At 71.5% G+C, this 12,729-nt stretch carries 14 protein-coding genes; 8 read left to right on the top strand and 6 right to left on the bottom strand.

Annotated features, from left to right (window positions below; genetic code table 11):
* Nucleotides 1-46: 46 nt before the first annotated feature.
* Nucleotides 47-940 carry an aldo/keto reductase gene (locus OG885_RS04920; protein WP_405726555.1) on the top strand — a complete coding sequence of 298 codons (894 nt, stop codon included), beginning with the start codon at nt 47-49 and terminating at the stop codon, nt 938-940.
* A 20-nt stretch (nt 941-960) separates the two neighbouring features.
* Here the strand turns inward: OG885_RS04920 and OG885_RS04915 are convergent, their stop codons facing one another.
* On the bottom strand, nt 961-1,419 hold the full coding sequence (locus OG885_RS04915; RefSeq protein WP_405726552.1) for a pyridoxamine 5'-phosphate oxidase family protein: 459 nt from the start codon (nt 1,417-1,419) through the stop codon (nt 961-963).
* A gap of 153 nt (nt 1,420-1,572) precedes the next feature.
* Here OG885_RS04915 and OG885_RS04910 point away from each other — a divergent pair, with 153 nt between their 5' ends.
* Together OG885_RS04910 and OG885_RS04905 are read left to right on the top strand one after the other, a co-directional pair.
* The gene (locus OG885_RS04910; RefSeq protein WP_405726549.1) at nt 1,573-1,965 is read left to right on the top strand and encodes a VOC family protein; all 393 of its coding nucleotides are present in this window, start codon (nt 1,573-1,575) and stop codon (nt 1,963-1,965) included.
* Between the two features lie 48 nt (nt 1,966-2,013).
* Entirely contained in the window at nt 2,014-3,078 is a 1,065-nt protein-coding gene (locus tag OG885_RS04905; RefSeq protein WP_405726546.1) for an adenosine deaminase, read from the top strand.
* On the opposite strand, the gene OG885_RS04900 is transcribed toward OG885_RS04905, so the two are convergent.
* From OG885_RS04900 to OG885_RS04890, 3 genes are all read right to left on the bottom strand, one after another.
* Nucleotides 3,066-3,575, bottom strand: coding sequence for a DinB family protein (locus tag OG885_RS04900; protein ID WP_405726543.1), 510 nt, complete (start codon nt 3,573-3,575; stop codon nt 3,066-3,068). The two genes, OG885_RS04905 and OG885_RS04900, sit on opposite strands and share 13 nt — an antisense overlap.
* 26 nt (nt 3,576-3,601) lie before the next feature.
* A complete protein-coding gene (locus OG885_RS04895; protein WP_405726540.1) occupies nt 3,602-5,089 on the bottom strand; it encodes a carotenoid oxygenase family protein in 1,488 nt (495 codons plus the stop codon).
* 68 nt (nt 5,090-5,157) lie between these two features.
* Nucleotides 5,158-6,075 (bottom strand): LysR family transcriptional regulator, encoded by a 918-nt coding sequence (locus OG885_RS04890; protein WP_405726537.1) that lies wholly within the window; start codon nt 6,073-6,075, stop codon nt 5,158-5,160.
* Nucleotides 6,076-6,226: 151 nt separating this feature from the next.
* Here OG885_RS04890 and mgrA point away from each other — a divergent pair, with 151 nt between their 5' ends.
* Nucleotides 6,227-7,222, top strand: a complete 996-nt coding sequence (mgrA, locus tag OG885_RS04885) for an L-glyceraldehyde 3-phosphate reductase (protein WP_329332083.1) — start codon at nt 6,227-6,229, stop codon at nt 7,220-7,222.
* A 44-nt stretch (nt 7,223-7,266) separates the two neighbouring features.
* On the opposite strand, the gene OG885_RS04880 is transcribed toward mgrA, so the two are convergent.
* The gene (locus tag OG885_RS04880) at nt 7,267-7,542 is read right to left on the bottom strand and encodes a DUF1905 domain-containing protein (protein WP_405726534.1); all 276 of its coding nucleotides are present in this window, start codon (nt 7,540-7,542) and stop codon (nt 7,267-7,269) included.
* Between the two features lie 78 nt (nt 7,543-7,620).
* Nucleotides 7,621-8,004: a nuclear transport factor 2 family protein gene (locus tag OG885_RS04875; RefSeq protein ID WP_405726531.1), complete on the bottom strand. Its 384-nt coding sequence runs from the start codon at nt 8,002-8,004 to the stop codon at nt 7,621-7,623.
* A 344-nt stretch (nt 8,005-8,348) separates the two neighbouring features.
* Here OG885_RS04875 and OG885_RS04870 point away from each other — a divergent pair, with 344 nt between their 5' ends.
* From OG885_RS04870 to OG885_RS04855, 4 genes are all read left to right on the top strand, one after another.
* Entirely contained in the window at nt 8,349-8,759 is a 411-nt protein-coding gene (locus OG885_RS04870; protein ID WP_399954961.1) for a hypothetical protein, read from the top strand.
* Between the two features lie 71 nt (nt 8,760-8,830).
* Nucleotides 8,831-11,167, top strand: a complete 2,337-nt coding sequence (locus OG885_RS04865) for an FHA domain-containing protein (protein WP_405726528.1) — start codon at nt 8,831-8,833, stop codon at nt 11,165-11,167.
* Nucleotides 11,167-11,748, top strand: a complete 582-nt coding sequence (locus OG885_RS04860; protein ID WP_405742577.1) for a hypothetical protein — start codon at nt 11,167-11,169, stop codon at nt 11,746-11,748. Before OG885_RS04865 ends, OG885_RS04860 begins: the two co-directional genes overlap by 1 nt.
* Complete coding sequence (locus OG885_RS04855) at nt 11,738-12,724, top strand: serine/threonine-protein kinase (RefSeq protein ID WP_405726525.1); 987 nt, start codon at nt 11,738-11,740, stop codon at nt 12,722-12,724. The genes OG885_RS04860 and OG885_RS04855 overlap by 11 nt, the downstream gene beginning before the upstream one ends.
* Nucleotides 12,725-12,729: the final 5 nt, after the last annotated feature.

Here is a 12,729-nt window from a genome sequence, read left to right as displayed (position 1 = left end):
CAGTAAAGGGGTCGTCCGCCGCGAACCCCTGTGTGACACTCCACCGATGACCTCCGAAACGATCACCGCGGACGCCGCGGGCACCTGGAAACTCGGCGACCTGTCCGTCAACCGCCTCGGCCTCGGCGCGATGCGGCTGACGGGCAGCGCCGCCTTCCACCTCGGGACGCCGAGCGACAGACGACAGGCGATCGCCGTGCTGCACCGGGCGATCGAGCTCGGCGTCAACCACATCGACACCGCGGCCTTCTACTTCTCCGCCCTGCGCTCCGCCAACGAACTGATCAACACCGCGCTGGCGCCGTACGCCGACGATCTCGTCATCGCCACCAAGGTCGGCCCCTTCCGCGACTGGACGGGGGAGTGGGGCACCTCCGCCCGCCCCGAGGTCCTGCGCGGCCATGTCGAGGAGAACCTGCGCCAGTTGGGCCGCGACCACCTCGACGTCGTCTACCTGCGCCGCATGCGCCAGGACTCCATCGCCGACCACTTCGGCGCCCTCGCCGAACTGCGCGAGGCGGGCCTGATCCGCCATCTGGGCATCTCCGGCGTAGAACCCCGCCACCTCGCCGAGGCGCAGGCCATCGCCCCCGTGGTCAGCGTGCAGAACCGCTATGCCCTGGACCGCCCCGACGAACTGCTGCGCATCTGCGGTGAACAGGGCATCGCGTACGTCCCGTTCTACGCGGTGGCCGGTGACGCGGGCGCACACGGCGCCACAGCGAACCACGACACCGAAGTCCTGGCCGTCGCCCAGGCGCACGGTGCGAGCCCCGCGCAGATCCGTATCGCCTGGACCCTGCACCAGGGCCCGCACCTGCTCGCCATTCCCGGCACCGGCAACCCCGACCATCTGGCCGAGAACGTGGCGGCGGGCGCGATCCGGCTGACCGGCGACGAGCTGGCCCGCCTCAACTCCTTGCACACACAGGCAGGTTGATCAGCCCCGCAGTCGACGCCTCACACGACCCACACCCCGTCCCGCATCAGATACCGGCCCCGCATCTCGTGCTCACCGTTGCGCGCCTGCACCGTGCGCGGACGTACCCGGAACCAGACGTACGGCAGGCTGTCAGCCCGCGGATCCCAGCCGGTCTTAGCGCGGAACGCCTCCGCCGCGGCCGACGGCACCGTGTCCGCCGTGTACCTCTCCGCGTCGCCGTCGAGCAGCACGACGTCCTGCGTGTCCCCGAGCGCCAGCCGGGCCTGTCCGGCATCCGACAGATTGCGGCCGGTCGGCGTCGTCGGGCGCGTCGCCAGCCAGACGGCCTCGCCGTCCCACAGGAACCAGAGGGGGACCAGGCAAGGAAGCCTGTCGGCGTCCGCCGTGGCCACCCAGACATCCATCTCCTGATCAAGCCGGTCGAGAAGCTCGCGCTTGCGCTGCTCGGGTGCGCGGGGCTGCTTATTGATCTCCATCACCGGGACGCTAACCGTCCCCGCCCCCCACCGCATCGGACCGCGGTCCTAGGGCTGTGGCCCCGGTCGTGGACCCCGCTGCGGAAGGCGACTGGCGTCCGGCGAGTTTTACGTATAACCTCTCCGGCTAATCCCATGCCCCGAAAGGCCCCGATGAGACGCATCGCCCTGGTCACCCTCGTCGTCGACGACTACGACGAGGCGATCCGCTTCTACACCGAGGCCCTCGGCTTCCGGCTCGTCGAGGACGAGGCGCGTCCCGGCGGGGCCCGCTGGGTCGTCGTGGAGCCCGGCACGGAGGGAAGCGGCACCGGCCTGCTGCTCGCCCGCGCCAAGGACGACGCCCAGCGCGGCCGGGTCGGCGACCAGACCGGCGGGCGCGTCGGGTTCTTCCTGCACACCGACGACTTCGCCCGCGACCACGCCCGGATGGTGGCCGCCGGCGTGACCTTCCTGGAGGAGCCGCGCCACGAGGCGTACGGCTCCGTGGCCGTCTTCCAGGACCTGTACGGCAACCGCTGGGACCTGCTCCAGCCCTCCGACTGACCCCCTTCGCCCCGCCGTTCCACCCCAGCTCCTCAGAAAGACCTCGCCATGACTGCTACGCGCGTAGACCTTGATGTGATCCGCCGCCTCCCCAAGGCCGTCCTGCACGACCACCTCGACGGCGGCCTGCGCCCCGCCACCGTGGTGGAGCTGGCCGCCGAGGTCGGACACACCCTGCCCACCACCGACCCGGACGAGCTCGCCGCCTGGTACTACGACGCCGCGAACTCCGGTGACCTGGTCCGCTACATCGCCACCTTCGAGCACACCCTCGCCGTGATGCAGACCCGCGAGGGCCTGCTGCGCACCGCCGAGGAGTACGTGCTCGACCTCGCCGCCGACGGCGTGGTCTACGGCGAGGTGCGCTACGCCCCCGAGCTGAACACGCGGGGCGGGCTCGCGATGAGCGAGGTCGTCGAGACCGTCCAGGAGGGTCTCGCCGCCGGTATGGCCAAGGCGGCCGCGGCCGGCACGCCCGTCCGCGTGGGCACGCTGCTGTGCGGCATGCGGATGTTCGACCGGGTCGCCGAGGCGGCCGACCTCGCCGTCGCCTTCCGCGACGCGGGCGTCGTCGGCTTCGACATCGCCGGCGCCGAGGACGGCTTCCCGCCCGCCGACCACCTCGCCGCCTTCGAGCACCTGCGCCGCGAGAGCGTGCCGTTCACCATCCACGCCGGCGAGGCCCACGGCCTGCCCAGCATCCACCAGGCCCTCCAGGTCTGCGGCGCCCAGCGCATCGGCCACGGCGTCCGCCTCACCGAGGACATCGTGGACGGCAAGCTCGGCCGGCTCGCGGGCTGGGTGCGCGACCGCCGGATCGCCCTGGAGATGTGCCCCACCTCCAACCTCCAGACCGGCGCCGCCTCCTCGATCGCCGAGCACCCGATCACGGCCCTGAAGGACCTGGGCTTCCGTGTCACGCTCAACACCGACAACCGTCTGGTGTCGGGCACGACCATGACCCGTGAGATGTCGCTGCTGGTCGAGGAGGCGGGCTGGACCGTCGAGGACCTGCGCACGGTCACGGTGAACGCCGTCAAGAGCGCGTTCATCCCGTTCGACGAGCGCAAGGCCCTCATCGAGGACGTCGTCCTGCCGGGCTACGCGGTCTGAAGCAGTCCGCGGAGGTAGGCGGCCTGTCCGACGTGCTGGAGATCGTCGGACAGGACGCTGACCAGCCGTACGCCGAGGGTGACCGGCGGATCCCAGTGGTCGTCCACGACCCGTTCCAGGTCCGCCGCGCTCACCCCGCGCAGCGCCTGAAGGCTCTGCGCGTGGACCGCGTCGTAATAGCCGGTCAGCAGCTCGGCGGAGTCGACCCGCACCTTCGCGACCTGCGCGGAGGTGTGCCCGTATCCGTGGTCGCGGGGCGGCAGGTCGAGGCCGAAGCGCTTCTCCCAGTCCTGGGTCAGCCACACCTGGTCGAGCCCGAAGGCGTCGGCCAGGTGGTCGTCCTGGACGCGGGTGAGATGCCAGACCAGCCAGGTGACGGAGTTGGCGTCGGGGTCGGGGCGGTGGTTGAGCTCGTCGGGGGTCAGGCCCTCGACGGCGGCATGGACCTCTTCCTGGATGCGGCTGAAACCGTCGATGAGGATGTCCTTTGCATGCATGCCCTCCACCATCGCATCCGAAGGGCTCACGCGTCCGGGATCCAGCTGCCGTGGAAGCCGAGCGGCACCCGTCCCGGCAGCTGGATCCGGGCCACCGGCTCGCCGGTGAAGTCCTGCGCCGAGAGGATCACCAGGTCCGACGCCCCGCGGTCGGGATCGTGGACGTACGCGATCGCGTAGCCGTCGTCCTCGGCCCTGGCGTGCTCGCGCGGCACGAACACGGCCTCGCTCGCCGCCGCCCCGCGCGGCAGCCGGTGGACCTCGGTCGTGCCGCGCAGCAGGTCCTGCTTGATGAGCGCGTTGCCGAACGCCTCGTCGGGCGGGTTGCCGTCGAGCGTCAGATACGCCCGCGCCATCTCGGCGGACGCGGCCGTGTAGCCGTAGCGGTGCCGGCGGGAGACGAGGGCCTCGTTCACGCGCGGGAACTCCTGCGGGCGGTCGTCGAGGGTCCGGGTCCTGACCTGCCCGTGGCGCAGGTCGATCGTCCAGCGGTCGAGCCGGGGCGTGCTCGCCCCGTAGGGGCCGCCCGAGCCCTTGCCCGCGACGAAGAAGGGCGCGTCGAAGTTCGTCATGTCGACGACGATGTTCCCGCCCTCCTCGTAGGCGTTGAGGGTGTGCGAGTAGTAGACCGGGTCGACCTCGAACCAGCGGACGGCACCGCCCTTGCGGGGCAGCACACCGACCCGCGCCGGGTGCCGGTCGTTCCAGACGTACGGGACGATGTCGCCGCGCTCGGCGCCCGCCGGGTCGAAGGTGACCGGCATGTCGAGGATGACCACATGGTGCTCGGTGAGGGCGAAGTCGTGGATCATCGGCGCGTCCGCCACCGGGATCCTGGTGGTGCGTGACACCCGGCCCGTCGGGTCCACGACCAGGTGCCGTACGTGGTCCCAGGTCGGGTAGTAGGCGATGGCGTGCAGTTCACCGGCGTGGACGTCGAACTTGGTGTGCGCGGTGAGCGGACCCTTCAGGGTGCCCCGGAAGTCGTACGTCCCGACGGTGTTGAGCTCGTCGTCGAGTTCGTACGGCAGCGGGCCGCTCTCCTGGAGCGTGAGGATCCGCCCCCGGTACGGGATCACATGGGTGTTGCAGGGGAAGTCGTCCGGCGGCACCGGACCGGGGTAGGGCTCGCCGAGCTTCTTCGCCACCTGGGAGGAGCGCACCCAGCGGTTGCGGTACCACTCGGCCCGGCCGTCGCGCAGCCGGACACCGTGGACCATGCCGTCGCCGAGCATCCAGTGGTGGGCGCGAGGGTCCTCCAGGCCCAGGACGTTGGGGCCGTTGCGCAGATAGCGACCGTTGAGCTCGCGCGGGATCCGCCCGGTCACCGGCAGGTCGAAGGCCGTCAGTTCCTCCGTGACGGGCTCGAACGCGCCCTCCAGGAAAGGGAAGTGGCGTGCCGTGGGCGCCTGGGGAGCGGCGACCGCCGCCCCCGTTCCCGTGCCGGCCAGTCCGCCCGCCGCCGCGAGCGCCGCCGCGCCGCGCAGCACGTTCCGTCGTGTGAGGTCCGTCATCTCCGTACTCCTGACCGCAGTTGTCGTGAGGGGGACGCTCATGAGTCTGCGGTGGGAGACGGGCCCGGTCAGGAGGGGTGAGCCCCGTCCTGGGGTGTACCTACGCCCCCTGTTTCCAGCAGCGCCATCAGGGCCCGCGCCGCCGGGCTGGTGGCCTGCTCCGGCGGCAGCAACGCGACCGTCTCGTACACGATCTCCCCGGTGCCCTTCACCGGCAGCGCGGTGAGGGACGGGCGCTTGTGCCGGAAGTGGCGCGGTACGACGGCCACGCCGAGGTTCTCGTCCACCAGGTCGAGGAGGCTGTGCACGTCGTTCACCTCCAGCGCCACCGCCCGCCGTACACCCGCCGTGGCGAACGCCGCGTCGGTGGTGCGGCGCGGGCCCCAGTCCGGGTGGAAGTCGACGAAGACCTCACCCCCGAGACCCTCCGGGGTCACGGCGGCACCGGCACGGGCCAGCCGGTGGTCCGGATGGCACAGGACGGTCATCGGCTCGCCGGCCAGCGGTACGACCCGCAGCTGGTCGGTGTCCTCCTGGGCCGTCCGCACCGCGAAGGCCAGGTCGAGGCGTCCGGCGGCGACCTCCTCGGCGAGCGCGCCCGAGCCGGCCTGCCGCAGACAGATCTCCACGTCGGGGTGCTGTCGGCGGAACGCGGCGAGCAGCCCCGCCACATGCACCCCGGCGATGCACTGCTCGGACCCGAGCGCGAGCATCCCGCGCAGGACGCCCTGGACCGCGGCGACCGCCTCGTGGGCCGCCCGCACCTGCGCCAGGATCCGCTCCGCCTCGCCCAGCAGGGCCCGCCCGGCGGGGGTGAGTGTCACCCGCCGGGTCGTGCGCACGAACAGCGGGGTCTGCAGCTCCCGCTCCAGTGCCCGGATCGAGGCGGACAGCCCCGACTGGGAGACCAGCAGCCGTTCGGCGGCCCGGGTGAAGTGCTGATCCTCGGCGACCGCGACGAAGTGCTGGAGATGGCGGAGTTCCATGACGTGGAAGCCTACTCAGAAACGCGTCCGCTGAATTCCATCGGATTCTTCTGTTGGACCAATGCGCCCAGGTCACGAAAGAGTGGATACCGGCTCTCGGTCATCTGCTCAGAGCCCCTCGGGAAACCGTGCCAACCCTTCTGGAGTCGCGTTGTACACCGCACACCCCGACCGCTACTCGGACATGCCCTATCGGCGTACCGGACGCAGCGGTCTGAAGCTTCCCGCGATCTCGCTCGGCCTGTGGCACAACTTCGGCCCCGCGGACCGCACCGTCGAGACCCAGCGCGCGATCCTGCGCCGCGCCTTCGACCTCGGTGTCACCCACTTCGACCTCGCCAACAACTACGGCCCGCCGCCCGGCGCCGCCGAGTCCGCGTTCGGCGAGGCCCTGAAGTCCGACCTCGCCGCGTACCGCGACGAGCTGATCATCTCCACCAAGGCCGGTTATCTGATGTGGCCCGGCCCGTACGGCGAGTGGGGCTCCCGCAAGTACCTGCTGTCGTCGCTGGACCAGAGCCTGACGCGGATGGGCCTGGACTACGTCGACGTCTTCTACTCGCACCGCCCCGACCCGGAGACTCCGCTGGAGGAGACGATGGGCGCCCTGCACTCCGCCGTGCAGCAGGGCAAGGCGCTCTACGTCGGCATCTCCAACTACTCCGCCGAGCAGACCCGCGAGGCCGCCCGCATCCTGGGCGAGCTGGGCACCCCGCTCCTCATCCACCAGCCGCGCTACTCGATGCTCGACCGGCGCCCCGAGGACGAGGGCCTGCTGGACGCCCTGGACGAGCTCCAGGTCGGCTCCATCGTCTTCTCCCCGCTGGAGCAGGGCGTGCTCACCGGCCGTTACCTCGACGGCATCCCGGAGGACTCGCGGGCCGCGAGCGACAGCCCGTTCCTGAACTCCGACGCCCTCACCGAGGACCTGGTCGCCCAGCTGCGCGAGCTGAACGACATCGCCAAGTCCCGCGGCCAGACCCTGGCCCAGCTGGCGCTGGCCTGGGTCCTGCGCGGCGGCCGGGTCACCTCCGCCCTCGTCGGCGCGAGCAGCCCGCAGCAGATCGAGGACAGCGTCGGCACGATCCGCAACCTCGACTTCGACGCCGAGGAACTGGCCCGCATCGACGCGGTGATCAAGAAGTAGACGCGGTGTTCAAGAAGTAGCGCGCGCGGCGGCGAGCCCGACGCTCAGAGGCGTTCCTGGAGGCGGACGGTCACGGTGTCGCCCGCCTCCTTGCCGATGGCCCTGCGCACCTCCGCCTTCACCGGCAGCTTGTGCCGGCCGTCGCCCAGGGCCATGAAGGAACTGCGGAACGGATGTCCGTCGATGGTCCCGCTGACCTTGACCAGCCCGCGGGTCCCGAAGAACGCGGCGGACTCCGGCCAGACCAGATACGTCCAGCCGCCGTCGCTCGGGCTCCTGACCAGCTCTGCGATGAACTGCCGGTCGATCCTCACGGTCATGACGTCCGCCTCTCGCTCGTGGTGACCTCTCCTTCAGGAGACCGCCACGAGCGGGAGAACTCATCGCGGGCCGCCGCCTCACATCCCGTCGGGCACCCGGTCCAGGAAGCCGTACACCTGCCGGATGCGGCCCTCGCCGCCGAGGGTGAGCACGTCGGAGCCGGCGACGGGCGCGCTGCCGTCGGACTCGTTCACCAGCTCCCAGGAGAAGCGCGCGGTGTCGTGATGGCCGTCCACGGCCCCGGTGGGGCGGAAGACGAACCCCGGGAACTGCTCGTGCACCGCCGCGATGAGCCCGGCGATCCCCTCATGGCCGCTGACGTCGGCCATCGGGTCGGTGTAGCCGCCGTCCGCGGCCCAGGCCGCCGCCACCGCTTTGGTCAGCGTCTCCTGGTCGTCGGCGTTCCACGCCTCGAAGTAGCGGGCTACGGCGCTCTCGTGGCGGTCGGTGGTCGCGGACATGGGGCATCAGCCTCCGTCGAGGTCGAATCTGCTGGTCAGGTCCCGGGTCTCGGTCGCGCCGACCCGGTACCGCAACCATGCCCGCGCCGCCTCGGACCGTCGATTACCCCTCGGGTAATCGACGGGGGCCGCATTTCGGCCAACTACCGCTGTGAATATGCCAGGAGAGTGGCCAAAAAGTCGTGGTGACAGTGTTTCAGTAGTGAACATACTCAACTGACAGGGCATTCACATCCAGCGAGGATGCCATCACACACCGCACATGCATCGCGGTACCCGCCGCACGAGAGCCGCACCGAAAGCGAGGCCAGCCGAGAGGCACACTACGCACCGGGGGAGTGAACGTGCACGACGAATTCCTGTGCCATGTCACCGCGTACGGAACCTGCGGAGGGCAGCGCATCGGCGTACCGCTCGGCAGCTACCGGGCCCCCACCCTCGCCCTCGCCCTGTGGTGGTTACGGGACCGGGCGTCCTGGATCGCCGAGCGCCTCGACCCGCAGCCCGAGATCAGCCGCATTCCGCAGAGCGCGCTCGTCCCCGTCGCCCCCTCCGCCCCCGACGTCCCGGCCGTGCTCCGCGCCTGGTGCGGGGACGCCGCCCAACAGGAGCTCGTCGCCGAGGAGTTGGCCGCCGGACGGCTGATCCGGATCGCCACCAGCGACGACACCACCGAGTACGAACTGCTCGCCGAGTCGGTGGACGCCCTGCGGATGCAGCGCACGATCCCGGCCCTGGTCGTCTCCGTCGGCTGAGGTGCCCCGCGCGTCCACCGGGCCACCTCGCCCAATAGGCGCACATCTGGACGAATCGATAGAATCTCGGCATGGCAGAGCGGTCGAGCGCCCCGGCTGCGCCCGAACTCGTCCTGGAGACCGAGACCGGCTCCACCGTGATGAGTCCGGGCCACGACTACCACGTCGGACGCGACCCCCTGAGCGACATCGTGATCGACGACGCCCGGGTCTCCTGGCACCACGCCGTGCTGCGGCCCGAGGCCGATCACTGGACGCTGGCCGACGAACACAGCACCAACGGCACCTACGCCGACGGCTTCCGGATCGACGAACGCGACGTCGGCCCCGGCTGTGTGATCCGCTTCGGCAGCCCCTCCGACGGGCCGCGCGTGGTCCTGGTCGCCCCGGATCGCCCCTCGGCCGTGGCCGCCGTGTCGATGCCCGCCCTCACCGGCACCTTCCGGCAGCCCACCACCGTCCGCCCGCTGCCGACCCGCACCGTCCGCATCGGCCGCGCCGACGACAACGACCTGGTCATCGACGACCTGGTCGTCTCCCGTCGGCACGCCGAGCTGCGCGCCCACCCCGACGGCGGCTACGAGATCGTCGACCTCGGCAGCCACAACGGCACGTATATGAACGGCGCCCCCATCACCCGCGCCCCGCTCGGCCCGGGTGACGTCGTCGGCATCGGCCACTCGGCGTTCTGCCTGGTCGGGGACGAGTTGCAGGAGTACGTCGACACCGGCGAGGTCTCCCTCGACGTCCAGGATCTGAGCGTCGCCGTCGACCACGGCCGCAAGACGCTCCTCGACCAGGTGTCGTTCCCGGTCGGGGAGAAGTGCCTGCTCGCGGTCGTCGGCCCGAGCGGCGCCGGAAAGTCCACCCTCCTCGGCGCCCTCACCGGCCAGCGCCCCGCCGACCACGGCACGGTCCTGTACGACGGCCGCGATCTCTACCGCGACTACGCCGAGCTGCGCCAGCGCATCGGCCTGGTCCCGCAGGACGACATCCTGCACGCCCAGCTCACCGTCCGCGCCGCCCTCACCTACGCCGCCGAACTGCGCTTCCCCCAGGACACCGCCAAGGCCGAGCGGCAGGCGCGGGTCGAGGAGGTCATCGGCGAGCTGGGCCTGGAACAGCGCGCCGACCAGCCCGTGCACAGCCTCTCCGGCGGCCAGCGCAAGCGCGTCAGCGTCGCCCTGGAACTGCTCACCAAGCCCTCGCTGCTCTTCCTCGACGAGCCGACCTCGGGCCTGGACCCCGGCATGGACCGCTCGGTGATGCACATGCTCCGCGGACTCGCCGACGACGGACGGACCGTCATCGTCGTCACCCACAGCGTCCTCAGCCTCGACGTCTGCGACCGCCTCCTCGTCCTCGCCCCCGGCGGCAGGATCGCCTACTACGGCCCGCCCGAGGACACCCTCGCCTACTTCGGTTACACCCAGTGGCCCGAGGCGTTCGAGGCCTTCGAGCGGGACCAGGACCGGGACTGGGCCGGACAGTTCCGCGCCTCGTCCTTCCACCGGCAGTACGTCGCCGACGCCACCGGACAGCCCCGGGTGCCGCGATCCGGACCCGTCGTGATCGCCCCGCCCCCGCGCCCCCGCAGCCGCGGCGCCCAGCTCGGCACCCTGATCCGCCGCTACGCCACCGCCCTCGGCGCCGACCGCACCTTCCTCGCCATCATGATCGCGCTGCCCTTCGTGATGGGCGCCATGGCCCGCGCCCTGGCCGGCAGCAAGCTGACCCAGGAGACGGCGATGAACGCGCTGCTGATCCTGTGCGTCGGCGGCGTGCTCACGGGGGCCGCCAACGCGGTGCGCGAACTGGTCAAGGAACGGACCATCTACCAGCGCGAGCGGGCCGTGGGCCTGTCCAGATCGGCGTACCTGATGTCGAAGATCGTCGTCCTGGGCACGGTCACCGTCCTCCAGGCGGTGGTCCTGACCCTGGTCGCCCTTCTCGGCGTGGACCTCAACGCACCCGGCGGCGAAGGCGTGTTGATGCCGCCCCTTGTCGAGATCACCGTGGCCGTCGCCCTCCTGGCGTTCACCGCGATGATGCTCGGCCTGCTGATCTCCGCGCTGGTCCGCAAGGAGGAGGTGACGATGCCGCTCCTGGTGCTGCTCGCCATCGTCCAGGTCGTGTTCTGCGGCGCCCTGTTGAAGCTGGACGGAGTGCCGGGCCTTGAGCAGCTGTCCTGGCTGGTGCCCTCGCGGTGGGCGCTCGGGGCGATGGCCGGCACGGTGGGGCTCGCCCGGATCGTGCCCGGCGAACTGACCGCCGATCCGCTGTTCCGGCACTCGGCGAAGATCTGGCTGCTCAACGTGGCGATGCTCGTCGTGCTGTCGGCCGTCTTCGGATACGCGGTCTCCCGGCTGCTGCGCCGCCATGAACCGGCCGTCCTGCGGAAGTCATGATGACCACCCCCGGCTTCCGGCCCACCCACGTCGTCCCCCAGCACGGCATGCCCGCCTGGGAGGCCCCCGACCCCGCCCGGCCCACCGTGCCCCTCGACCCGCTGCTGCCGGTCCAGCTCGTGGAGCGGCGCGGCGACTGGGGGCATGTCCTGTGCGCCAACGGCTGGTCGGCCTGGGTCGACGGCCGCTTCCTGGTCGCCGTGCCCAAGGACCCGCCCCTCGCGGACGCGCCCCTCGCCCACACCGCCGACCCCCGTCCGCTGCTCGCCCGCGCCGACGAGACGCTCGCCCGCTACCGCGCCGCGGTCGAGGAACTGGCGGGCGGCGGCCTGGACGGCGAGGCCTTCCAGAGCCGCACCCGGGGCCTGCGGATCGGGGTCGTCGTCGACGGGGAGTCGGTCTGGCTGTACGACGCCCAGCACGGCCGCTGGGTCTACGCCGACGGCACCCGGCTGAGCACCTACGCCGCCGAGGACGCGCCGAGCGCCGCCGCCGGGAACCCCGGACCGACCGCGCCGCGCGCCACGGCCGGAGACCCCGGACACGCCCCCACCCAGGTCGTGACGCCCGATGGCCCGTGACACCAGCCTCTTCTCCGGACGGCCCTCCGAGCTGATCGGGCGGCAGATCGCCGGCTACCGCATCGAACGGGAGATCGGCCGCGGCGGCATGGCCGTCGTCTACCGCGCCCGCGACCTGCGGCTGGACCGCACGGTCGCGCTCAAGCTCCTCGCCCCCGAACTCGCCCGCAACGACACCTTCCGCCGCCGCTTCACCCATGAGTCGCGGGCCGCCGCCGCGATCGACCACCCGCACATCGTCCCGGTCTTCGAGGCGGGCGAGACGGACGGCGTCCTGTACATCGCCATGCGGTACGTCGAGGGCAGCGACCTGCGACACCTCCTCGACCGGCGGGGCCCCTTGGCGCCCGCGGTGGCCCTGCGGATCGCCGCCCAGATCGCCTCCGCGCTGGACAAGGCCCACGACCACGGGCTGGTCCACCGGGACGTGAAACCCGGCAACATCCTGATCGCCCGGGGCACCGACAGCGACCACCCCGAGCACGCCTATCTCACCGACTTCGGCCTGACGAAGAAGTCCCTGTCCCTGACCGGCTTCACGACGGTCGGCCAGTTCGTCGGCACCCTCGACTACGTGGCCCCCGAGCAGATCTCCGGCAAGCCCGTCGACGGCCGCTGCGACGTCTACGGCTTCGCCTGCGTCGTCTACGAGACCCTCGCGGGCCGTCCCCCGTTCCGCCGCGACGACGACATGGCCCTGCTCTGGGCCCACCAGTACGACGAGCCGCCCCCGCTGACCGAGTCCCGGCCTGGCCTGCCGCCCGACCTCGACACCGTCTTCGCCAAGTCCCTCGCCAAGAGCCCCGACGACCGGCACGCCACCTGCCTCGCCTTCGTCGCCGCCCTGCGTCTGGCCGCGACCGGCGCGAGCGCCGGCCACGCACCGACGGAGGTCGCGATGAAGACCGCGGAGCCCCGCCAGAAGGCGCCGAAGCAGCCACCGCCGTGGGCCCAGCCGGTGTTCCGGGGCGGCTAGCCCGC

Source organism: Streptomyces sp. NBC_00028 (assembly GCF_045041065.1).
GTDB lineage: Bacteria > Actinomycetota > Actinomycetes > Streptomycetales > Streptomycetaceae > Streptomyces.
The sequence above is the reverse complement of the archived record's forward strand: the minus strand, read 5'-3'. Positions and strand labels throughout refer to the sequence as shown.